28 protein-coding genes and 2 pseudogenes are annotated in these 24,028 nt (G+C 66.5%); 14 read left to right on the top strand and 16 right to left on the bottom strand.

The window, feature by feature from the left end; all coding sequences use genetic code 11:
- Positions 1–13: 13 nt before the first annotated feature.
- Complete coding sequence (locus AB3X98_RS04800; RefSeq protein ID WP_069263452.1) at positions 14–886, top strand: LysR family transcriptional regulator; 873 nt, start codon at positions 14–16, stop codon at positions 884–886.
- A 59-nt stretch (positions 887–945) separates the two neighbouring features.
- Here the strand turns inward: AB3X98_RS04800 and AB3X98_RS04805 are convergent.
- From AB3X98_RS04805 to AB3X98_RS04840, 8 genes and pseudogenes are all read right to left on the bottom strand, one after another.
- Positions 946–1,068 (bottom strand): annotated as a pseudogene (locus tag AB3X98_RS04805) (nitric oxide dioxygenase); the annotation flags it as partial.
- A gap of 193 nt (positions 1,069–1,261) precedes the next feature.
- Positions 1,262–1,477, bottom strand: coding sequence for a YXWGXW repeat-containing protein (locus tag AB3X98_RS04810; RefSeq protein ID WP_083245185.1), 216 nt, complete (start codon positions 1,475–1,477; stop codon positions 1,262–1,264).
- Positions 1,478–1,598: 121 nt separating this feature from the next.
- A complete protein-coding gene (locus AB3X98_RS04815) occupies positions 1,599–2,756 on the bottom strand; it encodes a DUF1501 domain-containing protein (RefSeq protein WP_368602826.1) in 1,158 nt (385 codons plus the stop codon).
- Positions 2,753–4,204, bottom strand: a complete 1,452-nt coding sequence (locus tag AB3X98_RS04820) for a DUF1800 family protein (RefSeq protein WP_368602605.1) — start codon at positions 4,202–4,204, stop codon at positions 2,753–2,755. The genes AB3X98_RS04815 and AB3X98_RS04820 overlap by 4 nt, the downstream gene beginning before the upstream one ends.
- 86 nt (positions 4,205–4,290) lie before the next feature.
- Entirely contained in the window at positions 4,291–4,803 is a 513-nt protein-coding gene (locus AB3X98_RS04825) for a periplasmic heavy metal sensor (RefSeq protein ID WP_069263466.1), read from the bottom strand.
- Positions 4,800–5,255 (bottom strand): hypothetical protein, encoded by a 456-nt coding sequence (locus AB3X98_RS04830; protein ID WP_368602604.1) that lies wholly within the window; start codon positions 5,253–5,255, stop codon positions 4,800–4,802. The genes AB3X98_RS04825 and AB3X98_RS04830 overlap by 4 nt, the downstream gene beginning before the upstream one ends.
- Positions 5,252–5,851 (bottom strand): RNA polymerase sigma factor, encoded by a 600-nt coding sequence (locus AB3X98_RS04835; RefSeq protein WP_368602825.1) that lies wholly within the window; start codon positions 5,849–5,851, stop codon positions 5,252–5,254. The genes AB3X98_RS04830 and AB3X98_RS04835 overlap by 4 nt, the downstream gene beginning before the upstream one ends.
- A 92-nt stretch (positions 5,852–5,943) precedes the next feature.
- On the bottom strand, positions 5,944–6,204 hold the full coding sequence (locus AB3X98_RS04840) for a hypothetical protein (protein ID WP_368602824.1): 261 nt from the start codon (positions 6,202–6,204) through the stop codon (positions 5,944–5,946).
- 472 nt (positions 6,205–6,676) lie between these two features.
- Between AB3X98_RS04840 and phaP the strand changes: the two genes are divergently transcribed.
- From phaP to AB3X98_RS04860, 4 genes are all read left to right on the top strand, one after another.
- The gene (phaP, locus tag AB3X98_RS04845) at positions 6,677–7,252 is read left to right on the top strand and encodes a TIGR01841 family phasin (protein ID WP_342948735.1); all 576 of its coding nucleotides are present in this window, start codon (positions 6,677–6,679) and stop codon (positions 7,250–7,252) included.
- 142 nt (positions 7,253–7,394) lie between these two features.
- Complete coding sequence (locus tag AB3X98_RS04850; protein WP_342945703.1) at positions 7,395–8,576, top strand: acetyl-CoA C-acetyltransferase; 1,182 nt, start codon at positions 7,395–7,397, stop codon at positions 8,574–8,576.
- Positions 8,577–8,834: 258 nt separating this feature from the next.
- On the top strand, positions 8,835–9,578 hold the full coding sequence (gene phbB, locus AB3X98_RS04855; protein WP_069266706.1) for an acetoacetyl-CoA reductase: 744 nt from the start codon (positions 8,835–8,837) through the stop codon (positions 9,576–9,578).
- A gap of 230 nt (positions 9,579–9,808) precedes the next feature.
- A complete protein-coding gene (locus AB3X98_RS04860; protein WP_368604475.1) occupies positions 9,809–10,564 on the top strand; it encodes an IclR family transcriptional regulator in 756 nt (251 codons plus the stop codon).
- Positions 10,565–10,576: 12 nt separating this feature from the next.
- Here the strand turns inward: AB3X98_RS04860 and AB3X98_RS04865 are convergent, their stop codons facing one another.
- Positions 10,577–11,155, bottom strand: a complete 579-nt coding sequence (locus AB3X98_RS04865) for a VOC family protein (RefSeq protein ID WP_069266704.1) — start codon at positions 11,153–11,155, stop codon at positions 10,577–10,579.
- Between the two features lie 144 nt (positions 11,156–11,299).
- Between AB3X98_RS04865 and AB3X98_RS04870 the strand changes: the two genes are divergently transcribed.
- From AB3X98_RS04870 to AB3X98_RS04880, 3 genes are all read left to right on the top strand, one after another.
- The gene (locus tag AB3X98_RS04870; RefSeq protein WP_069266703.1) at positions 11,300–12,151 is read left to right on the top strand and encodes a fumarylacetoacetate hydrolase family protein; all 852 of its coding nucleotides are present in this window, start codon (positions 11,300–11,302) and stop codon (positions 12,149–12,151) included.
- Between the two features lie 84 nt (positions 12,152–12,235).
- Positions 12,236–13,777 carry a bifunctional 3-(3-hydroxy-phenyl)propionate/3-hydroxycinnamic acid hydroxylase gene (locus tag AB3X98_RS04875; protein ID WP_368604474.1) on the top strand — a complete coding sequence of 514 codons (1,542 nt, stop codon included), beginning with the start codon at positions 12,236–12,238 and terminating at the stop codon, positions 13,775–13,777.
- Between the two features lie 126 nt (positions 13,778–13,903).
- Positions 13,904–15,226, top strand: a complete 1,323-nt coding sequence (locus AB3X98_RS04880; RefSeq protein ID WP_368604473.1) for an MFS transporter — start codon at positions 13,904–13,906, stop codon at positions 15,224–15,226.
- Positions 15,227–15,239: 13 nt separating this feature from the next.
- On the opposite strand, the gene AB3X98_RS04885 is transcribed toward AB3X98_RS04880, so the two are convergent.
- Positions 15,240–15,620, bottom strand: a complete 381-nt coding sequence (locus tag AB3X98_RS04885; protein ID WP_368604472.1) for a hypothetical protein — start codon at positions 15,618–15,620, stop codon at positions 15,240–15,242.
- Positions 15,621–15,843: 223 nt separating this feature from the next.
- Here AB3X98_RS04885 and AB3X98_RS04890 point away from each other — a divergent pair, with 223 nt between their 5' ends.
- Both AB3X98_RS04890 and AB3X98_RS04895 read left to right on the top strand, forming a co-directional pair.
- Positions 15,844–16,422, top strand: coding sequence for a hypothetical protein (locus tag AB3X98_RS04890; protein ID WP_368604471.1), 579 nt, complete (start codon positions 15,844–15,846; stop codon positions 16,420–16,422).
- A 33-nt stretch (positions 16,423–16,455) separates the two neighbouring features.
- Positions 16,456–16,692 carry a hypothetical protein gene (locus AB3X98_RS04895; protein ID WP_342948743.1) on the top strand — a complete coding sequence of 79 codons (237 nt, stop codon included), beginning with the start codon at positions 16,456–16,458 and terminating at the stop codon, positions 16,690–16,692.
- 39 nt (positions 16,693–16,731) lie between these two features.
- Here the strand turns inward: AB3X98_RS04895 and AB3X98_RS04900 are convergent, their stop codons facing one another.
- From AB3X98_RS04900 to AB3X98_RS04920, 5 genes and pseudogenes are all read right to left on the bottom strand, one after another.
- Positions 16,732–17,520: an ABC transporter substrate-binding protein gene (locus AB3X98_RS04900; RefSeq protein ID WP_368604470.1), complete on the bottom strand. Its 789-nt coding sequence runs from the start codon at positions 17,518–17,520 to the stop codon at positions 16,732–16,734.
- Positions 17,521–17,567: 47 nt separating this feature from the next.
- The gene (locus tag AB3X98_RS04905; RefSeq protein WP_368604469.1) at positions 17,568–18,722 is read right to left on the bottom strand and encodes a pyridoxal phosphate-dependent aminotransferase; all 1,155 of its coding nucleotides are present in this window, start codon (positions 18,720–18,722) and stop codon (positions 17,568–17,570) included.
- Between the two features lie 158 nt (positions 18,723–18,880).
- Entirely contained in the window at positions 18,881–19,759 is an 879-nt protein-coding gene (locus AB3X98_RS04910) for a LysR substrate-binding domain-containing protein (protein ID WP_368604468.1), read from the bottom strand.
- A 75-nt stretch (positions 19,760–19,834) separates the two neighbouring features.
- Complete coding sequence (locus AB3X98_RS04915) at positions 19,835–20,209, bottom strand: hypothetical protein (protein ID WP_368604467.1); 375 nt, start codon at positions 20,207–20,209, stop codon at positions 19,835–19,837.
- A gap of 206 nt (positions 20,210–20,415) precedes the next feature.
- Positions 20,416–20,568 (bottom strand): annotated as a pseudogene (locus AB3X98_RS04920) (MFS transporter); the annotation flags it as partial.
- Between the two features lies 1 nt (position 20,569).
- Between AB3X98_RS04920 and AB3X98_RS04925 the strand changes: the two are divergent.
- Both AB3X98_RS04925 and AB3X98_RS04930 read left to right on the top strand, forming a co-directional pair.
- Positions 20,570–20,869, top strand: a complete 300-nt coding sequence (locus AB3X98_RS04925) for a LysR substrate-binding domain-containing protein (RefSeq protein WP_368604466.1) — start codon at positions 20,570–20,572, stop codon at positions 20,867–20,869.
- Positions 20,870–20,979: 110 nt separating this feature from the next.
- Positions 20,980–21,390, top strand: a complete 411-nt coding sequence (locus AB3X98_RS04930; RefSeq protein WP_368604465.1) for a hypothetical protein — start codon at positions 20,980–20,982, stop codon at positions 21,388–21,390.
- A gap of 29 nt (positions 21,391–21,419) precedes the next feature.
- Here AB3X98_RS04930 and AB3X98_RS04935 read toward each other — a convergent pair whose 3' ends face one another.
- Positions 21,420–22,322, bottom strand: coding sequence for a LysR family transcriptional regulator (locus AB3X98_RS04935; RefSeq protein ID WP_368604464.1), 903 nt, complete (start codon positions 22,320–22,322; stop codon positions 21,420–21,422).
- Between the two features lie 120 nt (positions 22,323–22,442).
- Between AB3X98_RS04935 and AB3X98_RS04940 the strand changes: the two genes are divergently transcribed.
- Both AB3X98_RS04940 and AB3X98_RS04945 read left to right on the top strand, forming a co-directional pair.
- Entirely contained in the window at positions 22,443–22,964 is a 522-nt protein-coding gene (locus AB3X98_RS04940; protein WP_368604463.1) for an SRPBCC domain-containing protein, read from the top strand.
- Entirely contained in the window at positions 22,961–23,974 is a 1,014-nt protein-coding gene (locus tag AB3X98_RS04945) for an NAD(P)-dependent alcohol dehydrogenase (protein ID WP_368604462.1), read from the top strand. The genes AB3X98_RS04940 and AB3X98_RS04945 overlap by 4 nt, the downstream gene beginning before the upstream one ends.
- Positions 23,975–24,028: the final 54 nt, after the last annotated feature.

Below are 24,028 nucleotides of genomic sequence, written 5' to 3' on the forward strand. Positions count from 1 at the left end.
AGAAGCTACGTTTATGGACACCGGTTTCCTGAGTAACCTGCTGCTGGTGGTGGAGAGCGGGTCGATGGCGGAGGCCGCGCGGCGCGTGGGCGTGACGCCCGCCGCGATCGCGCAGCAAATCCAGGCGCTGGAGCGCGAACTGGGCGTGGCGCTCGTCATGCGCGCGGGCCGCACGGTCATTCCCACGGAGGCGGGCCAGCGCGTGGTGGAACGCGCCCGCTCGCTCGTGCGGGGTTTCGACGAGTTGAAAGCGCTGGCGCAGGAGCAGGAAATGGGCGGCGAGCTGCGCGTGGGGACCATCACGTCGGCGCTGCTGAGCGTGCTGCCCGACGTGCTGGCGCGCTTCGCCGCGGCTTTCCCGCAGGTCAAGCTGCTGATACGCGCGGGCACCTCGATGGAACTCTTCGAGGCCTTGCAGCGCGGCGAGGTGGACGTGGCGATTTGCCTGCATCCCGCCTTCGCGCTGCCGAAGACGTACGACTGGCATCTGCTGCGCGAGGAGCCCATCGTCGTGCTCGCGCCGGCGAAGTTCGCGCGCGCCGATCCGCACGACCTGCTGCGCCGCGAGCCGTTCATTCGCTACGATCGCGCGCTGGGCGGCGGCAAGCAGGCCGACCAATATTTGCGCCGTGCGAAGATCGCGCCGCGTGAACTGTTCGAACTGAACTCGCTGATGGCGATAGCGCTGATGGTGGATCGCGGTCTTGGCGTCTCGCTTGTGCCCGATATCGGCACGCCGCTTACGAAGGGCTTGCGGCTCGCGCGTCTGCCGTTGGCCGAGGCAACCGAGCCGCGACGCTTCGGCATTCTGTGGTCGCGCGCTTCCGCACGCAGCCGCTTGATTCGCGGGATGATCGAATGTTCCGGCGAGGCGCTGCGCAGGTGAGGGCGCGCGGGCTCTATACGATAAGGATGGCGAAGCGTTGGCCATTCCATCGGCGAATCTTCGTAGTGAATCCGGGCTTCGTGAACGCCGAGATTCTTGAGCGCATCGTGCTGCATGCGCATGAAGGGAATGGGGCCGCAAATGTAGTAGTCGGCGTCGGGTTGCAGGATCGCCTGCTTGATCTGCTTGATGGCTTCCTCCTCCCTGGCGTCCGCTGCGATCAGCGCGCGCGAAGTGATCGAATGCGGGCGCGTCGTTGACAGATCCTGTTTGCGGCAAGCTCGAATTCAACGAGGTGCGGCGGCCGATTTATCCGTTGGATGCAATTTGACCGCCGCAATACGAATACTCAGTAGTCCCTGTTAAATCTCCTTGTTAGTAGCCCTGCACCCAATGCCCCGGAATCCACACCCACTGATTGCCTTCCCAGCGGTAGTGTCCCTTGGACCAGGCATAGCCCTCGGCGGGTGCGGGTGGCGGCGTCTCGACGCGCGGCACCGGCTCCGGTGGGTGGGCCGGCTCCACGATACATGCGCAAAGCAGGGCGGCGCAGGCGACCAGGGTCACGGGGTGCAGTAGTCTTATCTTCATGGCGGGAGTCCTCCACTGACTGAAATTGGTTGGTTATCCGAACGGCTGGCCAGGCTCGCCGCGTAGCGGCATCCGGGTCCACGTAAAGCGGTGCGCCGTCGTGTTTCGCTGTTCCAACCGTTCATGCCCTTATCAAACCCGTAGTCGCATTTTTTGTGCCCGAATCTCCGAATAACGTCGACGCCGTGCGCTGTGGATCGAGCCCGAGGCTCTCCGCGGCCGCGCCCGCGATCAATGCATCGAGTGAGGCGGTGGGCTTGAGGTCGCGCGCCTCGTAGAGATCCGCGCTGCGCAGCCCCGGCCAGTCGGCCTGTACGCGTCCGCCCGCCACGGCGCCGCCCACCAGCATCGCCGCCGAAGCCTGACCGTGGTCGGTGCCGCCCGTGCCGTTCGCCGCGGCCGTGCGGCCGAACTCGGTCGCGACGAGCACCGTGGTCTTGTCCCACGCGGGGCCGAGTCCGTCGCGCAGCGAGGCGAGCATCGTGTCGAGCGCTTTTAGCTGATTCGCGAGCCGCGCGTTCTGTGCGCTGTGCGTGTCCCATCCGCCGGTTTCGATCATGGCGATGCGCGGGCCATCGGGGCGCGCGAGGAAGCTCGCCGCAAGCTTGCCGACGCTCGCGGGGTCCTGGCGGGCGCTTACGTCGCCCGCGAGTCCGCGTGCGTTCATCGCCGAAGTCCAGAGCGCGCGCAACTGCGGATCGCCGTCGTAAAGCGCGGAAACGCGCGTGAGCAGATCGTCGGATGCGCTGGGCAGCGCCGAGGGCGCGTACGAACTCACCTGCACCGTGCCGCGCAGCGCGAGCGGCACGGTAGGCGCGAACGCAATGGCATTTTCGCGCGAGGCAGGCAGCATGGCGGCGAGCCGGTTGAGCCAGCCGTCCTTGACCTGGTAGGGCGCGCGGCCGCCGGTTTCCAGCACGTTCTGTCCGTCGAAGTGGGAGCGGTCGCGATACGGCGAAGCGATCGCATGCACGAAGAGCGCCTGCTTCTCGCCATACATCTGCGCCATCTGCACGAGCGACGGATGCAGCGCGAACGTGCCGTCGAGTTTCGCGGCCTTGTCGATGTCGATGGCGAGCGGGCCGCGCAGCGTGGCGTAGGCCGGCTCCGCGTAGGGCACGACGATGTTCAGCCCATCGGCCGCGCCGCGCTGGATCACGAACACGAAGCGGCGCTCGGTCTCGACGCTGGCGAACACGATCTGCGGCGCGACGAGCATCGCGCCCGCGCCGGCGGCGGCGATGCGCAGGAAATGGCGGCGGGAAACCATGGCGGTTATCTCCTCAGGAAATCGGGCGAGACGAGCAGCAAGGCGATCGCAGTCGACGCGCTTTCGGCATGCGCGACCGCGGTGGCGGTGGGCGCGCTGAGCGTGGCGCCCATGAGCGTGTTGCCGAGCGTGCGCGGGTCGAGCCGGTCGCCCACGCGCGCCGAGAAGCGCTGCGCGACTTCCACGCGGCGCACGAGCGCATCGGGCGCGGCCCAGCTTGCCGCGATGTCGTCGTAGCCGGCGGGCGAGCCTGGCCGCCACACCGGCTGGCCGAGTTGCGTGAGCAGCGGCGCGGCGTTGATCTCGCCGGCGTCGCCGGGTTCGCGCCAGCCGAGACCGCGCATCGACGAAACGGTCCACTCCCACGGTGTCTTGAACTTCGCGTCGACGGGTGCCCACGCCTGCGGCGCTTCAACGAGCGCGCGATACACGGTGGGCAGATCGCCGCCGCTTTGCTCGAAGGCGAGTGCGAGACGCTCGGTAAGTGCGGGCGGCGGATTGTCGGCGACGAAGTGGCGGGCGAGCTGGAACGCAATATGGCGGCTCGTGGCGCTCGCGTGCGCGAGGTCGTTGAGGATGGCAAGCGCCTGCTGCTCGCCCAGTTGATCGTAGCGCTTGCCCATCACGGTGCGCGTGCCCGGCTCGTGCAGCGCGGGGCGAAACACGAAGCTGCCGGGCGCGGCATTGCCGGGCTGCGGCCCGCGTAAACCCGCCACGCTCCGGCCCGTCAGCGCACGTGCGAATTCGGTCACGTCGTCCTGCGTGTAGCCGGTGCGCACGCCGAGCGTGTGCAGCTCCATGATCTCGCGTGCGAGGTTCTCGTTGAGGCCGCGCTTGTGCGCGGGGTCGCGTTGATCGGCGCGCAGCGCGGCGCGGCTGTCGGGCCCAACGGAGCGCGTCTGATCGAGAAAGAGCTGCATGGCAGGGTGCTGCTCGACGGCGACCAGCATGTCCGCGAAATTACCGAGCACGTGCGGCCGGATCGCTTCCATTTCGAATGCGCCCGCAATGCCTGCAATCAATGCCTTGTCCACCGATACGGCGAAGTGGTTCGACCAGAAGTGCACGAGCCGTTCGACGAACGGCGTGTCGCTCTGCAAGGCGCTCGTGAGGCGCGCGTTGACCGCGCTGCGGTAGATGCCCACGCTCTCGCGGCGGATCGCCTGATTGACTGCGCGGCGTGCGGCTTGTTGCGCGTTCCCTTGTGCGTTCGTCTCCGAAGCCGCGCTTGCTGCCGCATTGCCCGCCATACCTTGCTGGCGTTCTTCCCCGAAGCGCGCAGCGAGCGCCAGCGCGCCGGGCTCGTTGCGCCATGCCGCGGGCAGCGGTTCGTATGCCTGGAACTGGCCGAGCAGCCAGCCTCGAGGGTTGGCGGGCGGCGTCTCGTCGGCGCGCGCGCCGAGGCCGAAGCGGTTCATGGCGATCGCGCCGGCGCGGGCATTCGAAAGGCTTTCCATGCGCGGTCCTTGTGCTCGATGGAGCGTTGCGTATTCCCGTTAAACGCTCATCGCACGCGGTATCCGTCGCTGGTCCGCCAAATACTTTACTGGGCGCCGCTCGCCTCGCTTACCGCCTTCTGCGGCTGCTTTTGCTGCTGCGCCGGTAGCCGCCACTGGCCGCGCTTTTCGAGCCCTTCGACGAACTTCACGCGTTCTTCGGGCGTGAGCGTCGCCGCGAAATCGACCACGCCGCGTTCGATTTGCGCGCGCAACGCGCTGTCGGCGGTGCGCGTGCGCGTGAGCGCGGCGTCGATGGCGTTGCGGTCGAGTTGCGGCGCGGCGAGCAGGTCGAGCACCTCGCGCCGACCGTCGCGTCCGTCGCGCGCGTACTGGCTGCCTTCGCGGCGCGAGGACTTGAGCGCCTGGGCGAACTGCTGCTGGCGTTCCGGCGAAAGCGCTTCGGCGGCGAAGCGCAACGCCACGCGCTGCGTCGCCTGCGCCTGCGGCTCACTGCGTACGGCGAACCAGCGCCACGCACCGCCCGCAATTGCGCCGAGCAGAAAAACGTTCAGGACGACCGAGCCGACGAGCAGCGTTTTCCATGAGCAGCCGTTCATTCGTCACTCCCTTCGGCGCCAGGGTTGAGGTTCGATTCGCTCCAGTCCGAACTGGTCCCCCCGAAGCTCGTGCTGAGATACGTCTCGTGGGGGGCGGCGGGCGCCGTGCCGCCGAGCACGACGAACGATATCGTCAGCGCGCCTGCAAGCGCGCCCGCGAGGCCCACGCCCGCGAACGCCGCGCCGGACCACCAGAAGCTGCGGCGCTTCGCGGCGGCAACGGGCTTCACCGGTGCGCCCGCAACGATCTGCTCGAAGAGCGCGCGCCCCGGCGGCGCCACCATGTCGCGGGAGAGCCAGCTGTCGAGCGCCATGGCTTCGTCGAGCGCCGCGTTGGCTTCGGTGCGATGCGCGCGGGCCCATTCGAGCGCGTCTTCGCGCTCGTGCTGCGGCCAGCGTTGCGGGTCGGCGCCATAAGCCGCGACGAGCATGTGGAATCGTTCGGGTGTCATACGGAGTCCTTACCGGCGGCTTCGCCGGCCAGTTGTGCGCGCAGGGTGCGCCGGGCGCGCGCCAGCAGGCTTTCGAGCGCGTCCACCGAAATCTCCATCAGGCTGGCTGCTTCGAGGTTCGAAAGCTCCTGATAGTAAGTGAGTACGAGCGCTTCGCGCTGGCGCACGGGCAACGCCGCGAGTGCGGTGCGCACGCGCTCGTCGCGCGTGCGCGCTTCGATCTGCTGGTCGGGCGAGCCCGCGGGATCGGGTGCCGGCTCGCTCACGGCGTGCACGTCTTCTACGGTCTCTTCGCGCCGTCCGCGCAAGCGGTCGTAGCAGAGGTTGAGCGCCACGCGATGCAGCCATGTATCGAATTTCGCTTCGCCCGTGCGCCAGGTGGGCGCCTGCTTCCAGATCCGCACGAACGCTTCCTGAGCGACGTCTTCGGCTTCGCTGTGGTCGCCGAGCATGCGTGTGGCGAGTGCGATGAGGCGCGGCAGCTTGCTCGCGACGAGCGCGCGCACGGCAAGCGGATCACGCGCGCCGACACGCGCGACGAGTTCCGCGTCCGGATCGCGTTCGTTCAAGGCCTTCCCGGCCTTGTCGGTCTGCAACGATGGAACCGCAGGCGAACCCGCTGCCGCGCCGTCATAGTCGTTTCCCAGTTTGAAGTCGGGCACTCAGGCCTGATGCCGCTCGAGCGGCACTATGCCCAGTGGCCCGGAATCCATCGCCAGTTCGGGCCGTCCTCGACCCAGTGCCCCGGCACCCAGTTGTACCCCGAGCGGGCTTCTTCCCAGTGGCCCGGTTCCCAGACGTACACGCCCCGGTCCCAGCGCCAGTGGCCGGACTGCCACACGTAACCCTGGCGCGCCGGGAGAGCCGCTTCTTCCCGCGGCGGAGGCGGCGGCGACGTCGGCGCGACCATCACGGGCTGCTGCGGCGGCTCATTGGGCTCGACGACCATGGGCTGCCGTGGCGCCTCATTCGGCTCGACGACCACGGGCTGTGCGAGCGCGGCCGTTGCGGTGGAGGCGAGCAGAGCGGCGGCAAGTGACGAACGCAGTGGTTTGCGGGTCATGATTTCTCTCCCTTGATGCAGAGGGGCCAACAGCCCCTATAAGGACTTAAACGGCGCCGCGGGGAAAATCCGTCGCGGACCATTTATTCACCATGCAATTTCCGCGCTCAGCGGCGAATTTACCGGTCTCGAGAGGGGTTGCTTGACAACTGCAATTTCCGAACCCGAAAGACTTACATTAAGGGTTTCTACCTAATATGAATCGCCACAAAATTGTTAAATTTCTGTCTTAGAATGGACACTCGAGATCGACTGCGGCGATGCAACATTAGTTTTCAAACCATAGGAATACAGCCGCAAGTCAGGCCATCGGGGGTTGGCGCTTTAATTAGTAAGACTAACCAAGGAGTATGAGCTGATGTCCGTTTCCGCACCCGAACAATTCCGCGCGAACTACCAGGCTGGCGTCGCAGCGTTCTTTGCGCTCACGAAGCCCGTTGTCGAGGGCGTGCAGGCCGTGATCGACCTCAACGTCCAGGCCAGCAAGGCTGCCATCGCAGAAAGCGAAGCGACGCTCAAGGGCGCCCTCGAAAGCGGCAATCCCGCCGAGTTCCTGACGCAGCAAATTGGTGCGTCGCAGCAAGCCGCCGCCAAGGCCCTGTCGTACGGCCGCCATCTCGTCGACATCGCGACGACGACCCAAAACGAGTTGATTCAAGCCGCCCAGGCGCAATCGGGCGAAAACGAGCAGCGTTTCAAGGACTTCTCCGAAGGCCTGACGCAAAACGCGCCCGTGGGCGTGGAGCCGTTCGTCGCGGCCATGAACTCGACCTTCGCCGCCGTCAACAACGCCGCCGAAACGCTGCGCGGCGTGACCCGCCAGGCCATCGAAACGGCCCAGAGCGGTTTCCAGAACGTCGTGGCTTCCGCCCAGGAAGTCGCGCCGGTCGCGGTCCAGCCGGTTGCCGCCAAGGCCAGCCCGGCCAAGGCCTGATTCGCGTTCCTGCCCGCCGGCAATACGCCACTGCGCGTCGAACACGCGTCTTCGTCGTGAATGAACGACGAAGGCGCGGCGTTTGCCGGCTCAGCTTTCCAGACATCGATTTTTCAGCGCATTTGCAGAGCAGGAGCTCAACATGACTGACATTGTGATCGTTTCGGCCGCACGTACGGCAGTAGGCAAATTCGGCGGTTCGCTCGCGAAGGTGGCGGCGCCCGACCTGGGCGCGATCGTCATCAAGGCCGCGCTCGAGCGCGCGGGTGTGAAGCCCGAGCAGGTGAGCGACGTGATCATGGGTCAGGTGCTGACGGCCGGTTCGGGCCAGAACGTGGCGCGCCAGGCATCGATCAAGGCGGGCCTGCCCGCGGCCGTTCCCGCCATGACGATCAACAAGGTGTGCGGCTCGGGCCTGAAGGCGGTGATGCTCGCGGCCAACGCGATCATCGCGGGCGATTCGGACATCGTCGTGGCCGGCGGCCAGGAGAACATGAGCGCCGCGCCGCACGTGCTGCCGGGCTCGCGCGACGGCTTCCGCATGGGCGACGCGAAGCTCATCGACAGCATGATCGTCGACGGCCTGTGGGACGTGTACAACCAGTACCACATGGGCGTGACGGCGGAAAACGTCGCGAAGGAATACGGCATCACGCGCGAAGAACAGGACGCGTTTGCGGCGCTCTCGCAGAACAAGGCGGAAGCCGCGCAGAAGGCGGGCCGTTTCGACGAAGAGATCGTCTCGGTGGAAATTCCGCAGCGCAAGGGTGAGCCGCTGCAGTTCAGGACCGACGAATTCGTGCGCCACGGCGTGACGGCCGAATCGCTCGCGGGCCTGAAGCCGGCGTTCAACAAGGAAGGCACGGTGACGGCGGCGAACGCGTCGGGCATCAACGACGGCGCAGCCGCGGTCGTGGTGATGTCGGCGAAGAAGGCCGAGGCGCTGGGCCTCACGCCGCTCGCGCGCATCAAGGCGTACGCCAGCGGCGGCGTCGATCCGAAGGTGATGGGCATGGGCCCGGTGCCGGCGTCGAAGCGGGCGCTGGAGCGCGCGGGCTGGTCGGTGAACGACCTCGATCTCATGGAGATCAACGAGGCGTTCGCGGCGCAGGCGCTGGCCGTGAACAAGCAGATGGGCTGGGACACGTCGAAGATCAACGTGAACGGCGGGGCGATTGCAATCGGTCACCCGATCGGCGCGTCGGGCTGCCGGATTCTCGTGACGCTGCTGCATGAAATGCAGCGCCGCGACGCGAAGCGCGGCCTGGCCTCGCTGTGCATCGGCGGCGGCATGGGCGTGGCGCTCGCGCTCGAGCGCGCTTGATTCCAGCTTGATCCCGCTTTCAAGGCGGGAAGCCGGGTAGCAACCAGGCAGCAAGCGGCTCGTCGCGCGAGAAGCAGCGGCGAGCCGCCAGTAGCAGCAACCACGCGCAATACTAGAAATTGATCAGAAGCCGCGCGGCATTCGCCTGTCTTTTTCCTGGGTGGAAGGATGAAGCCGGGCAACGGTGTATGTGGCGCCTGCACGCGTAGCGCGTAACGCCACGGTTTTAATGACGCTCAACTCTCGCGGATATATAGGATGACTAATCGTATTGCATTGGTGACAGGTGGCATGGGCGGCCTTGGCGAGGCCATCAGCGTGAAACTGCACGACGCGGGTTATCGCGTCGTGGTGACGCACTCGCCCGATAACGCAGGCGCGAAGGACTGGCTGGCGCGCATGAAGGAGACCGACCGCGAATTTCACGCCTACGGCATGGACGTCGCGGACTATGATTCGTGCCAGCGCGGCGCGAAGAAGATCCAGAGCGAGATCGGCCCTGTCGATATTCTCGTGAACAACGCGGGCATCACGCGCGACATGACCTTCCGCAAGCTCGACAAGGTCAATTGGGACGCCGTGCTGCGCACGAATCTCGACTCGATCTTCAATATTTCGAAGCCGCTGTGCGACAGCATGGTCGAGCGCGCCTGGGGCCGCATCATCAACATTTCGTCGGTGAACGGTTCGAAGGGTTCGGTCGGCCAGACCAACTACGCCGCGGCGAAGGCCGGCATGCACGGCTTCACGAAGTCGCTCGCGCTGGAAGTGGCCCGCAAGGGCGTGACCGTGAACACCATTTCGCCGGGCTACCTCGCCACGAAGATGGTGACCGCCATTCCTCAGGACATTCTCGACTCGAAGATTCTGCCGCAGATCCCGATGGGCCGCCTCGGCAACCCGGGTGAAGTCGCGGCGCTCGTGCTGTTCCTGTGTTCGGACGAAGCGGGCTTCGTGACGGGCGCAAATATTCCTATCAACGGCGGACAGCATATGCAATAAAGCTATGCTAAACATGTATCTCGCATGAATGATGTCAGGCGACTTTCGCCTGGGCGATGCGCGATGCATGCGGCAGCGGTAATCCATACCGACCGCCGCATTGCAAGGCACGTGTAAAGCGTGCCCTGCAATGCGGCGGTTTTGCATGGTGCCGCCGGGTTTGCGGGGCACGAACGCAGTAAAGCGTGCCGCTATAATTGGCCACCCCACGCGTGACCGGAGACCGGCCTTTGTCGAGCATTGCGAAACTGCTGTCCATCCTCGAACTCTTTTCCGAGGCGCGGCCTTTTCTTTCCGCCGAACAGGTGGCGGCCGAACTGCAATGCTCGGTGCCGACCGCTTACCGCTATCTGCGCGAACTCGTCGATACGGGCATGCTGCTGCGCTTCGTGGGCGGCGAATACGGCCTCGGCCCGCGCATCATCACGCTCGACTACCATTTGCGCATTTCCGATCCGCTGTTGAAAGCGGGGCAGCCGGTCATGCGCGAGCTGGCGGAGCAATCGGGCTTCGACGCCGTCATGTCGCGCTGGTACGGCAACGAGCTCGTCGATACGCACCGCGAATCGCACGACGCCGCATTCGACCTGCGCTATGGACGTGGCCGTCCGCGTCCGCTCTTTCTTGGCGCCGCGCCCAAGGCGATCCTTTCGACCTTTCCCAAGGCGAAACTCGCCGCGTTGTTCGAGCAGTACCCCGAAGACATCGCGGCCAGCGGACTCGGCGGCTCGCTCGAAGAATTCCGCGCGAGCCTGCTCAAGATCCGCCGCGCGGGCTTCTATCTCTCGAAGGGCGAACTCGAAGCGGGCATGTCCGCCGTCGCTTCGCCGCTGTTCACCGACGCATCGGGCGAAGCCGTGGCCGCGCTCGCGCTCGTCGTGCCCGAGCAGCGCCTCGCGTTCTTCAACCTCGAGCGCGTGGTCGAGGCCGTGAAGGAAGCCGCCGCACGCATTTCCACGCGCGTGCGTGCATTGATCGAGGCATAAGACGGCGCGGCGTCACGCTACGCCCATACGCGCCGCCATCTCCCGCTCCCACACCGCGCGCGGCCGGAAGCCCGGCAACGTGCTCGCATGGCGCTCGACCTCGGCGAGCAACGCGTCGTCGGGCAGCGTAAAGTCCACGGCGACACGCATGGGCTGATCCACGTACCACGGCGTGTCGATGAAGATCTCCAGCCGGTTGCCCTCCGGGTCGCGCGCGTAGAACGAGATCGCATTGCCGTGCGTGACCGGAACGATCTCCTCCATCCCTTCCTCCACGAAGCGCCGGTGAAAGTGCTTGAGCGTGGCGAGGCTGTCCGCCTCCAGTGAAATCTGGTTGATCGGATTGAACGCCAACCGCTCGGGCCTGCCGCTCGCCAGCACGATCTGGTGATGCACACGGGGATCGCGGCTGAGAAAGACGAGGCTGACCGTGCCGCGCGGCGAGGGCAGCGTGCCGCGGTCCGTGACCGTGAATTCGAGCACCCGCGTATAGAAGTCTTCGACCTTCGCCATGTCGCTCACGTAAAAACCCATGTGGCTGAGCGTGAGGCCGGTTCGTCTGGTGGTTGGTTCGGTGTTCGGCAGAGTCATGCTGTCTCCAGTGATAGTGATAAACCCTGATACAAATCACGTTGTACTGTGCGTTTTACGTAGTGTATTCTCAAAATACGATAAAAGCACAAGAAATACGCGCCCCCATTTTTCACCGAATACCCTCTTTCTCATTGGAGCATCATGAAACTCGCCAGCTTTTCCACCCATGAAGGTTCGTCGTTCGGCGTCGTGCGCGACGGCGCGGTGTACGACCTCAAGAAGCGCCTGGGCGGCCGCTATGCCGACCTCAAGTCGTTGATCGCCGCCGGTGCATTCGCCGAAGCGGAACGGGCCGCGAACGAAGGCCAGGGCGACTATCCGCTCGCCGAAGTCACGCTCGAGCCCGTCATTGCGAATCCGCAGCAGATCTTCTGTGTGGGCCTGAACTACGCGGAGCACGTGAAGGAGACCAACCGCGAGACCACCGAGCAGCCCGTGATCTTCATGCGGCTGCCGGCTTCGCAGGTGGGCGCCGGCGAGCCCATGCTGCGTCCGCGCGAGTCCACGCAGTTCGACTATGAAGGCGAAATCGCCGTGATCATCGGCGAGGGCGGGCGGCGCATCGCCGAGGCCGACGCATGGCGTCATATCGCGGGCTACAGCTGCTACAACGACGGCTCGGTGCGCGACTGGCAACGCCACACGGGCCAGTGGGGACCGGGCAAGAACTTCTACCGCACGGGTGCGTTCGGCCCGTGGATGGTCACGAGCGACGAGATCGAGCCGAACGCGCTGATGACGCTCGTCACGCGTCTGAACGGCCAGGAAGTGCAGCGCGCGACCACGCAGATGCTGATTCACGGCATTGCGAAGCAGATCGCGTATCTCTCCACCTTCACGCCGCTGTTCCCCGGCGATGTGATCGTGACCGGCACGCCCGGCGGCGTGGGCGCGAAGCGCAATCCGCCGCTTTTCATGAAGCATGGCGACGTGGTGGAAGTCGAGGTGGATCGCATCGGCACACTCAGGAACCCCGTCGCGGACGAAGCGTAAGCAGCAGGACGCCGCCCGCGCGATGCGGGCGGCGCAGTCATCCACGTAGTTTTCACTCAGTTAGCCACGGATCAGGTGAATGGGATGAAGGATGTCGTAGACAATTCGGTATGCAAATCAAATTCGGAGCCAGACTATGACGTCGCGATTATCGGCTTCGGGCCGACCGGCGCGACGCTCGCCAATCTGCTCACGCTGCGCGGCCTGAAAGTCGTGGTGTTCGAGCGCGACAAGGACGTGTTCCAGCTGCCGCGCGCCGTGCACTTCGACGGCGAATGCATGCGCGTGTTTCAGACGGCGGGAATCGCGCAGACACTGCTGCCCAATTTGTTCGTCGGCCCCGGCATGAAGTTCCTGAATGCGCGCGGCGAGCTGATGATCGACTGGACACGGCCGGGCGGCATCGGCCCGCAAGGCTGGTGCGCAAGCTACAAATTCCATCAGCCGGATCTCGAACGGGCGTTGCGTGCGCAACTATCCGCGCGCGGCGGCGCCGACGTGCACCTGCGTCACGAAGTGTTCGCGCTCGACGAATGCGACGACCACGTGCGCATCCGTTTCGAAGATACGGCGCAAGGGCGCCTTGCGCACGCCACGGCGCGCTACGTGGTCGGTTGCGACGGAGCGCGCTCGACCGTGCGCCGCTTCATCGGCACCGAGCTGGCCGACCTGAAATCACATGAGCGCTGGGTCGTGGTGGACGTGCTGCTGGAGGGCGAGCGCGCCGATCTCGGCGACTACTCGATCCAGTACTGCGACCCCGCGCGGCCGACCACATACACGCGTGGGCCGCACAACCGCCGCCGCTGGGAAATCATGGTGATGCCGGGCGACGACGAGCGCCGCATCGGCACGCCGGAATGGATCTGGGAGCGGCTCGCGCGTTGGATCACGCCGGCGCACGCGCAACTCGAACGCTCGGCGATCTACACGTTCCATTCGGTGATCGCGCAGGGCTGGCGGCGCGGCAGGCTGCTGATCGCGGGCGACGCCGCGCATCAGACGCCGCCGTTCATGGGGCAGGGCATGGCCGCGGGCATACGCGACGCCTCGAACCTCGCATGGAAGCTCGCCGACGTGATCGACGGCGCGCTGCCCGACGCGCTGCTCGACACCTACGAGAGCGAGCGCGAGCCGCACGCGCGCACGTTCATCGAAACGGCGGTGCAGCTAGGCGGCGTGATCCAGGCCACCGACAGCGACGCCGTTGCCGCGCGCGACCGCGAGGTGACGGCGGCGATTCGCGAATTTCGCACGCCCCAGCCGCGTCTGGGTCCGGGCTGGCACGCCGGTGCGGCGGGCGGCGATATCGGGCCGCAACCCGTGTTCGAAGACGGCTCGCGCCTCGACGACGCCGTCGGTTATCGCTTCGCGCTGATCGTCGACGAAGCGCTTGTGCAACACGCGCAGAACGCGCTGACGAACGCAGCCCAACGTGAGCGCGTGGCGATCGTGCCGGCCAAGCGGGAGCCGCTGCGCGCCTGGCTTGCGGACGCCGGCGCGCGCGCCGTGCTGCTGCGGCCAGACCGCTACGTCTGCGGCGTCGCGCACGACGCGAGCGACGTGGAAGCGCTGCTCGCACGTGCAGGCGTTGCGTGCGCGCTGCAGCGACGCGAGGCCGCTTGACCCAAGGCCCGGGCAGTCCGCAATGCAACGCGGCTGCCCGGGCCGATGATTTTGAAGAAGTGGCGCAGGACGAAGATCCGCTAGCAGAAACACAAGCGCCGCCAGGTCCATCAACAAGGAGAGCATATGGAGACGACACCCTCCCTGCCAGCGTCGCACGCCGCGCCGCCTGGCCTGACCCGCGCCCAATGGAAGATGATCCTCATTGCGAGTCTGGGCGGCTCGCTGGAGTTCTATGATTTCGTGATTTACGGCTTTTTCGCGCATTCGATCGCCGCGCAATTCTTCCCGGCGAGCGACCCGCTCGTGAGCATGCTGCTCACGTTTTCGGTGCTCGCGATCGGCTATATCATCCGGCCGCTCGGCGGCATCGTGCTCAGCAGCCTGGGCGACCGCATCGGGCGGCGGCCCGTGTTCGTGGGCTCGATCGTCGTCGTGACGCTCGCGACGATCTGCATCGGCCTCTTGCCCAATTACGCGCACTGGGGCGTTGCCGCGCCCGTTGCGCTGATCGGCCTGCGCGTGCTGCAAGGCTTTTGCGTGGGCGGCGAAATGCCCGGCGCGATCACCTACGCGGTGGAAGCGGCGCCGCGCCGCGCGGGCCTCGCGGCCGGCGTGATCGTCTGCGCGATCAATACGGGCGTGATGCTCGCGACGATCGTCAATCTCGTCGTGCAGTCCGCGCTCACCCCCGCCGACGCCGCGAGCTACGGCTGGCGCATTGCGTTCCTCGTGGGCGGCCTGTTCGGGATCGTTTCGTATCTGCTGCGACGCAATCTCGACGAGTCGCCCGAATTCCGGCAAATGCAGGGCGCCGTGGTGAAGCAGCCGTTTCGCGAAACGCTGCGCCACCATCGCGGCGCGGTGGTGGGCGGCGCGCTTTCGATTGCGGTGATGGCGGGCTTCAACGGCGTGCTCTACGGCCACATGCCCGCGTATCTGATCGAAACGTTGAAATACGCGCCGCGTGAGGCCGCGCTCGCCCAGAATGCGTACTTGCTCGTGAGTTCGGTGGGGCTGCTCGCGGCGGCCTGGGCTGGCGACTTCGTGCCGCGCCGGTACTTGCTGCGTGTGTCTTGCGTGCTGCTCGCCGCGCTCGCCTGGCCGTTCTATACGGCGCTCGCGGCGCACAGCGTGAACGTGGTCGTCCTGTTCGTGTTCGCCGCGCTGGTGTTCTCGCTCGCAAGCGGCACGTGGGCCGCGGTTCTCGCCGACCTCTTTCCGGTGCAGGTGCGCTTTAGCGGCATCGCACTCGCCTACAACGTTTCGGTGGTCGTGTTCAGCGGGTTTGCGCCGTTGCTCTGCGCGGCGTTCGTGCGCATGAGCGGGTCGCCGGCCGCGCCAGCGTGGTACGTGATCGGCTCGGCGCTGGTCGCGCTGCTGGCGAACCTCGGGCTGCACGCTTCGTCGCGCTCGCGGGTCGAGCGCCCGGCGGCAGCCGCAGGTTAGGCGTGCGCGTGGCTCAAAGAAAGCCTTCGGGCGTTTCGAACTCGGAATCGTCGACGTCGATTTCGATCGAGCACGCGCCCTCGGTGGCCGGCGGCACCTGCCGTGCTTCGAAGCGCTCGCGCACGCGCTCGCGAATGCGCTGCTGGATCATGCGCCGGCGCGCCGTGTCCATCTCGGCGTAGCGGTCGAGTTGCGTGCGCGAGAAGCGCAGCGTGGCGGCGCAGCGCGCGTCGAGCGTGGTGTCGCGGTGCGAGTCCACGACCCACGAAAGCTGGATAACCATCGTCTCGCCCTCGTCGATGAGGCTGACCGCCGGCCGCTTGGGCGATTCGAAAATACTTGCGACAGCGATCTGGATCTCCTCCAGACGCTGGTCGAAATCGAAGGTGTTCATAGGGGCTCCCGTCTCGATGGCCGTTTTTGCGCGCGCTTTTGCGTGCGCTTTCGCGTGACTTCACAGCGCGCATCGGGCGTTCCAGCCGTGCCTGGGCACGGCCGATGCGCTACGCGGCAAGCGGCAGGCGAAGGCGCGAATCGGATCGAGCGCAGGCGAATGGCACGACGCGTGCGCGCTCGGTCAGGAACTTCCACTCATCGAAGCCTGCAAGGAGAGAGCCATGTCTATGATCGTTGCGAGCCGCTTCACGACCCTGCACGAAGCGGAAGTGGCCGTCGACAAGCTGCATTCGAACGGCTTTGTCGGCGAGGATGTCGCCTCGTTCTTCGTGAACCCGAGCGGCCAGCACGCGCGCTTTCCGGTGGGCGGCGACGAGTTCGTCGACCCGGGCGCGCGCGGCACGTCGCTGGGCGCGGCGACGGGGGCTGCGGGAGGCGCGGTGATCGGGCTCGTGCTCGGCGTGCTGATCTCGTACGTCGTATTCCACTCGCTGGTGGTGCTGGCGGTGGCCGCCGGCGTCGGCGCCTATGTGGGCACGCTCGCGGGCGCGCTATGGCAGACGAGGGGTGGCGGCAAGGCGCGCCAGCCCGACGTCGGCCACGAGCCCGATGGCACGCCGAAGGCCCGCGAGTCCGGCGTGCTGGTGGCCGTGCATGTGAGCTCCGGCACCGAGCACACGGCGGCGCAGGTACTGAGCGCGGCGGGCGGCGTGGAGATCGAGCGCGCCGACGGACGTTGGCAGCAAGGTCATTGGGCCGACTTCGACCCCACCCGCAGCGTCGAGCCGCTGCGCGAATGAGCGGAGGCGCGTTGCGCTGACAAGGAGGCAATCATGAAGCATCACGAGACGCCGGACGACGACGGTACGAACGTCAAGAGCCCGCAGCACGAAGGCAGCGAGCCGCTCGCGCGGCGTCATCCGCACGAGCCGCGCTCGGTGGGCCGCCAGGGGCATAGCGACGTGGAGAGCGGCCAGGAGGACACGGACCGCCGGGGCGGCGATGCGTACCAGGAGCGCACGCAGAACGACGAGCCCGTGAACCGCAATTCGCGCGAGGGGCGGCGCTGACTTCGTTCATGCCATACGGCCGCCCCTGAGTGCTGCGTTTTACTTCGGCGAAACGTCGATGTCGCCGAAGTATTTGTGCGCGAGCGATGTGACCGTGCCGTCGGACTCGAGCTTTGCAATGGCCGCGTTCAGGCGCTCGCGCAAGGCTGTATCGCCCTTGCGGATGCCGAACGCCACGCCGCTGCCGAGAATCTTGTCGTCGCGTACGGCTTCGCCCACGAACGCGAAACCCTTTCCTTCGGGTTGCGAAAGAAAGCCCTTCTGGCCCGCTGGCGCGAGCACGAGCGTTGCATCGAGACGCCCCGCGCCGAGATCCGCGTAAATCTGGTTCTGGTCCTGATAGGGCACGACGCTCACGCCGGCCGGCTCCCAGTGCACCTTGGCATAGGTTTCCTGAATCGACGATTGCAGCACGCCGACGCGTTTGCCCTTGAGCGACGCGGCAGTCGCGACAAGCCCGCTGTCACTGCGCGCAATCAGGCGGCTCGGCACGCGATAGATCACCGTGGTGAAGTCGATGGCCTCGCGGCGCTTTTCGGTGGCGTTCATCGCCGAGTTGATGGCGTCGAACTTGCGGCCCTGAAGCGCGGGAATCAGGCCGTCGAACGAGGTTTCGACCCATTTGCAGGTCATGCCCGCCTTGGCGCACACGGCATTGCCGATGTCGATGTCAAAGCCTTGCAGCGTGCCGTCCGCGGCTTTGGTTTCGAACGGCGGATACTGCGCCTCGACGCCGAAGCGCAACAGGTTCGTATCGGCGAATGCCGATGCGGGGCCGAGTACGCCGCACACGCATGCCAGCGCGAGGAGCGCGTTGAGTCGCTTCATGGTGATCTCCTTGCCGATCAGGTTCGTTGTGTTTCGAATGGGGTGCGCTAGATCGCGCAAAGGCGGCGGGCGCCTTCGAGCAATGTTTCGTCATCCTTGGCGAAGCTCAGGCGGATGATGCCTTCGTCGGTGCCGTCGGTGTAGAACGCCGAGAGCGGAATCGTCGCCACGCGGGCGTCGCGGATGAGTCGCAGCACGAAGTCGCTGTCGCGCTCGTCGGAGAAAGACCGGAAGCGCGCGAGCATGAAAAAGCTGCCTTCGCTCGGCAGCAGTTCGAAGCGCGAGGCTGCCAGCGCGCGCGCGAGCAGGTCGCGCTTGTGCTGGTAGAAGGCCGCCAGACCCAGATAGGTCTTCGGCTCGGCAAGCGCCTGCGCGAACGCGTACTGCATGGGCGTGTCGGCGGAAAAGACCATGAACTGGTGGACCTTGCGGATCTCGTCCATCAGTTCTGCGGGGGCAAGGCAATAGCCCACGCGCCAGCCCGTGACGTGATAAGACTTGCCGAACGACGATACGATCACGCTGCGCTCGGCCAGCTCGCGATAGCGAGCCATGCTCCGGTGCGGCGCGCCGTCGAAGACCACGTGCTCGTACACCTCGTCGGAGAGAATCACGATGTCGGTATTGCGAGTGAGCGCCGTGAGCCGCGCGATGTCGTCCTCGCCGAAGATCGTGGCCGTGGGATTGTGCGGCGTGTTCACGATGATCATGCGCGTGCGCGGCGTGATGGCCGCGCTCACGGCGTCCCAGTCCACGCGGAAATGCGGCTGCGCGAGCTTGATCGCCACGGGCAGCGCGCCCTGCAGGCGCACGATGGGCGCATAGCTGTCGAACGCGGGCTCGAAGTAGATGACTTCGTCGCCGGGATGCACGAGCGCACTGATCGTCGAGTAGAGGCCTTCGCTCGCGCTCGCGAGCACGGTCACCTCGCTCGACGGGTCGTAGTGCGCGCCATGGAGCGTCTCGAACTTCGCGGCGAGCGCTTCGCGCAAGTCGGCCAGGCCCGCCATCGGCGCGTACTGGTTGTGGCCCGCGCGCATGGCGGCGGCCACGTCATCCACGAGTTTCGCGCTCGGGTCGAAATTCGGTGCGCCTTGCGAGAGGTTCAGCGCCTGATGCTCGGCGGCAAGCTGGCCAATTACCGTGAAAATCGTCGTGCCTACATCGGGCAGCTTCGAGCGGGCCTGCGCGGCGCTCTGCATGGTCGGTCTCCCTTCGGGCGGCGCGCGGCCGCATGGTGTGTCAAATGCGAGGTTGCCGGAAGATCGGGCCTTGCGCGGAGCGCTTCATTACGCCGAAAGAGCAGCCCGCATGCAATCGATTAATTCTCATGGCCGCCATGCGCCGCCCTCATGGCGCGCTACGGCGTCGAGCGGTCCCGGCCCATCCAGTCGCTGAACAGCTGCACCTTGTTCTGCTGGGCCACACATTCGGGGTACACGAAATAGTAGCGCGAGCCCGTGGGTACGGCGAGGTCGAAGGGCATGACGAGGCGGCGTATCTCGACATCCTCGCGGACGAGCGTGCGATCGGTGATGGCGACGCCGAACCCCTGCATGGCGGCAGTGGCCGCGAGATCGAGCGATTCGAACGTGGGGCCGAGATCGGCATCGACTTTCTTCGCGCCCGCGCGCGCGAGCCACAGGCGCCAGTCAGCGTGGTCGCGCGTGGGGTGCAGCAGGGTCTGGTGCGCGAGGTCGTCGGGCTTGACGAGCGGGCGGCGCGAGAGCACCTCGGGCGTGCAGACGGGCGTGAGGTATTCGTCGAAGAGCGGCACCGCATGCACGTCGGCGCCGGGCGACGAACCGTAGATGATCGCCGCGTCGAACGGCTCGGCCTGGAAGTCGACTTCGTGCCCCCAGGTGGTCGTGATCTGGATCTGCAGGTCGGGGTGCTCGTTCTGGAAGCGCATGATGCGCGGCAGCATCCAGCGCATCACGCAGGTCGGGACCTTGAGCGCAAGCTCGGTGCGCTGGCGCGTGAGGCGCTGCGAGGCTTCTTCGATACGCCCGAAGCCGTCGCGCACGGCCGGCAGCAGTTGCTCGCCTTCGGCGGTGAGCGTGAGACCTTTGGACGAGCGGCGAAAGAGCGGCAGGCCGTAGTACTGCTCGAGCGCGAGGATCTGCCGGCTGACTGCGCCCTGTGTGAGGCAAAGGTGCTCGGCCGCGCGCGTAAAGCTGCCGTAGCGGGCGACCGTTTCGAAAATCTGCAGGGCGTTGAGCGGGGGAAGGCGTCTCATGGCGGTCGTTGGGCGGCCGGGCGAGTGCGCGCAGCCGGCGGGAATCGAGCCGCTATGATACGACGGCCGCCCGCTTCAATCGTCCGCGCCGCCTGCGCTCTGTGCCCGGCTCGCCGCGCGTGCCGTGTCGATCGTGGCACGTGCGCCGAACAAAGCGCGTATGCCGGGCCCGGAGAGGAACATGGCCTCTGCGTTGTGGCCCGCACCCCGCACCTCGAACCACGTATGGCGCAACTGCGGGTGCCGCGCGCGCAGGTAGGCGTAACAGGTTAGGGCTCGCGCGAGCCGGTGAGGCCCCTGCGCGCTGGCCGCGCACGAGCGGTCGAGCGCCGCGTGCGCGGGGTCGCAATCGCGCTCGCCTGCCAGATACACCACTTCCCGCCCGATGTAGCGGCGCTCGAGCGTGGCGGCATCGTGCATGGCCGCCGCATAGCGCGGGAGCTTGCACATGCCGTACTTCCAGTCGTCGACGTCGGGGCATGCGGTGCGATCCGCAGGGGCGAAGCTTCCATCAGGTTGCGGTCGCAACGAATCGAAATACACCCAGGAAGAGGGATTCGCGATCACGAAGCGCAGCGGCACGCCGCGTTGGGCGCATTGCTCGGGCGCGGTGCTCAGGATGGCATAGCGATGCGCGACCTGGGCGCCGCCCGAGTGAAGCTGCCATAGAACATCTTGCGGCCGGGCGGCGCGTACTCGGTGAGCATCGAGGCGGCGGTGGCGAACTCGCCGCCCACCGACAGCCCTTGCAGGATGCGCGCGAGCAGCACGATGAGCGGCGCGGCGATGCCGATCGCTGCATAGCCGGGCATGTACGCCGATTTCGTGCGCGCCTGCGAAGCCCATGGCGTGCAGTTGCGCGTGGTCGACGAGGTGCCGCGCATGGTCACCGCGATCAACCTCGTGGCCGCGGGCGGCGGCGTGACGCTCGTGCCGGCCTCCATGCGGCGCTACCAGCAGGAGAGCGTGCGCTACTGCCGCGTGGCCGGGGACGAGGCGTTTCGCGCGCCGCTGCATCTCGTGACGAAACCCGCGGTGCACAATCCGGCGGTGGAGCGGTTCCGCGAAACCGTGTTCGCGTTTGCGGAGCGCTCGCGCGAGGGCCGCTGAGGCCTCCAAATATTTTCGTTGCGCCCCTTTCGGATTGCGCCGACCTGCCGTTAACCCGTATGCCTCGATACGGGCGTGAGGCGCAATCACAAGAGCAAAACGAATAGACAGTGGCAACGAGAATCATCGAAGGAGCGGCAGTGCGTGCCGCCGCCGGGCGCGAGGCGCCCATCGCTGGCCGGCCGGCGGCGCTGCGCCCGCTCATCAAACTGCGCGAGCACAAGGCGCGGGTCATGCTGCTCGCTGTCGCGGCGGGCTGTGTCGTCGCGTTCGCGTCGTGGCTGGGCGACCAGCTGCGGCCCGCGCTCGAAGCGCGCGAGCGCAACGAACTGAGCGAGGAAGCGGCCGAGGAGCTGCGCGCAGCCGTTGCGCCCTGCGTGCCCAGCGCGGGGCACAGCCATACCTCGTGGTGCGGCGCCGTGAGGATTGTGCCGCCACCGCCAGGACCCGTCACGCCGCTTCCGCTCATCGCGGGTGCGCCCGCGGCGTTCTGCACGGCCAACGGCAGCCCGTCCTGCTGATCGCCTTTACGCGCGCCGACGTGACGGCATCACCCCGGCGCGTCGCTCGCCAACGCCTCACACGTCTCGAACAACAACGCGCGCGCCCACTGATGCCCTGGCGAGCGATGCGTGCGCTCGTGCCACGCGAGCGTCTTGGTGAACCCCGGTATCGCCAGCGGCGGCTCGACCACGGCGAGCCCCGGTGCGTTCTTCACGAGCCGTGACGGCACGACCGCGATCAGATCGCTCGTCAGCAAGAGATCGGGCAGCACGAGAAAGCTGTTCACCGACACCGTCACGCGACGTGCGCGCCCCACGCGCGCCAGCGCCTCGTCCGTGACGCCGCTCAGGCTTCCACCCTCATACGACACCAGCGCATGATCGAGCGCGCAAAAGCGCTCCAGCGTGAGCCGCCGCTGGGCGGCGGGGTGATCCGCGCGCATCACGCATACGTAACGCTCGTCGAAGAGGCGCCGCGCATGCAGATCGGCAGGCGCGGTCTCCGGTGTGATCAGGGCCAGATCCACGTCGCCGCTTTCGAGTTGCGCCTGCAGACGCTCGTGCTGTACCGGCACGATCACGGCGCGCACGCCGGGCGCCGTTTCCCGCAGCCGCGCGAGATACGGCACGACGACTGCGCGCAGCGCGTAGTCGGTCGAAGCGAGGGTGAGCGTCATCTCGGCCTCGGCTGGCACGAAGGCCTGCGGCTGCAGCATCTGCTCGATTTCGCTCAACACCTGTTTGAGCGGCGCGGCCAGTTGTAGTGCGCGTTCGGTCGGCACGATGCCACGTTGCGAGCGCACGAACAGCGGATCGCCGAAACTCTCACGCAGACGCGTCAGCATCGCGCTCACGGCTGGCTGCGTGAGTGACAGACGCTGCGCGGCGCGCGTGACGTTGCGTTCGTCGAGCAGGGCGTCAAGCGCCCGCAAGAGATTCAGATCGAGCATTCTGATATCAACATGGTTTATGGCCGAAATAATGAGTCGCGATTGGATTTATTTCAGCATAGCCCGCATGATTTCTCGTGTCCACCGCACCGAAACCGACAGCATCGAAAGGTAACGAACATGAACGAGATTTTCTGGCCCGAAGACTACTTGCCCGGCACGACCGATAACTTCTGTTCCAACGAAGTGATCGTGGCGGGCCTCTCCACCGCCGACGTCTGGCCGTTACTCAACAACGCGACCGTGTGGCCGAGCTATAACAGCAATTCCGCGGATGTCGGCTTCCACGACGGCCTGGGGCCCGAGCTGAGCGAGGGCGCGCGTTTTCAGTTCAAGACCTTCGGCTTTCCGGTGCAGGCCAAAGTGACCGAGCACGTGCCGCCAGCCGCAGGCCAGCCCGCGCGCTTGGCGTGGCACGGCTGGGCCGAGGGCGACGCACAAACGCGTCTGGATGTGATTCACGCCTGGCTGATCGAAGACCTTTCCGGCGGGCGCGTGCGTGTGCTCACGCAGGAATCGCAGAAGGGCAAACCGGCTGTGACGCTGGCGAAAACGCGCCCGAATCTGATGATCAACGGGCACCAGGACTGGCTCGACGGCCTCGTCGACGCCGCGCGCAAGGCGAAGGGAGCACGGCCATGAAGGCCGCCGTGGTGCGTGCGCCGGGCGGGCTCGATCGCATCGAGCTGCGCGATATCGCCGAGCCCGGCGCGCCGGGCGCCGGCGAGATCCGCGTGGAGCTTCACGCTACGTCGCTCAATTTTCACGACCTGCTGGTCGCCAACGGCGCGATCCCTACAGCAGATGGCCGCGTGCTGATGTCCGATGGCGCAGGCGTGGTGTCGGCGGTCGGCGCGGTCGTGACGGAGTTCAAGCGCGGCGACCATGTCGTGTCGTGCTTCTTTCCGCAATGGGCGGACGGGTTGCCGTGGCAGGCCGTGGGCAACTTCGCGCAGACGCCCGGCGACGGCGCGGATGGCTTCGCGACTTTGCACGCCGTGCGGCCCGCGAGCGCCTTCACGCTCGCGCCGCGCGGCTGGACCTACGCCGACGCAGCCACGATTACGACAGCTGGACTCACCGCATGGCGCGCGCTGGTGGTCGACGGCGGCCTGAAGGCCGGCGACACCGTGCTGACGCTCGGCACCGGCGGCGTGTCGATCGCGGCGTTGCAGATCGCGCGGATGATGGGCGCTTCGGTCATCGTCACGTCATCGTCGGACGAGAAGCTGGCGCGTGCGAAAGCGCTGGGCGCCGACCAGGTGGTCAACTACCGGCAACACGAAAAGTGGGGCGCGCTCGTGCGCGACATGACGGGCGGCAAGGGCGTGGATCACGTGATCGAAGTCGGCGGTCCGGGTACGCTCGCCCAGTCGATCGACGCGGTGCGCGTGGGCGGCCACATCGCGCTGATCGGCGTGTTGACCGGACGCGAAGGCACGGTGCCGACCTCCTTGCTGATGGCGAAGCAGGCGCGCCTGCAGGGCTTGATCGTGGGCAGCCGGCGCCAGCAGCAAGAGTACGTCGCGGCGCTCGACCAGGCTGGCATTCGCCCGGTGCTCGACCGGACGTTCGGGCTGGACGAACTGGCCGATGCGTTTCGTCATCAGCAGGCCGGGGCGCATTTCGGCAAGGTCTGCGCGGCATGGTGAAGTCAATACGGCGCCGCTGTGATGCCGAGTCTTCGCTCGCCATGAAAATTGATT

Origin of the sequence: Paraburkholderia sp. BR14312 (assembly GCF_040948675.1) — a bacterium.
GTDB classification, from domain to species: domain Bacteria; phylum Pseudomonadota; class Gammaproteobacteria; order Burkholderiales; family Burkholderiaceae; genus Paraburkholderia; species Paraburkholderia nodosa_A.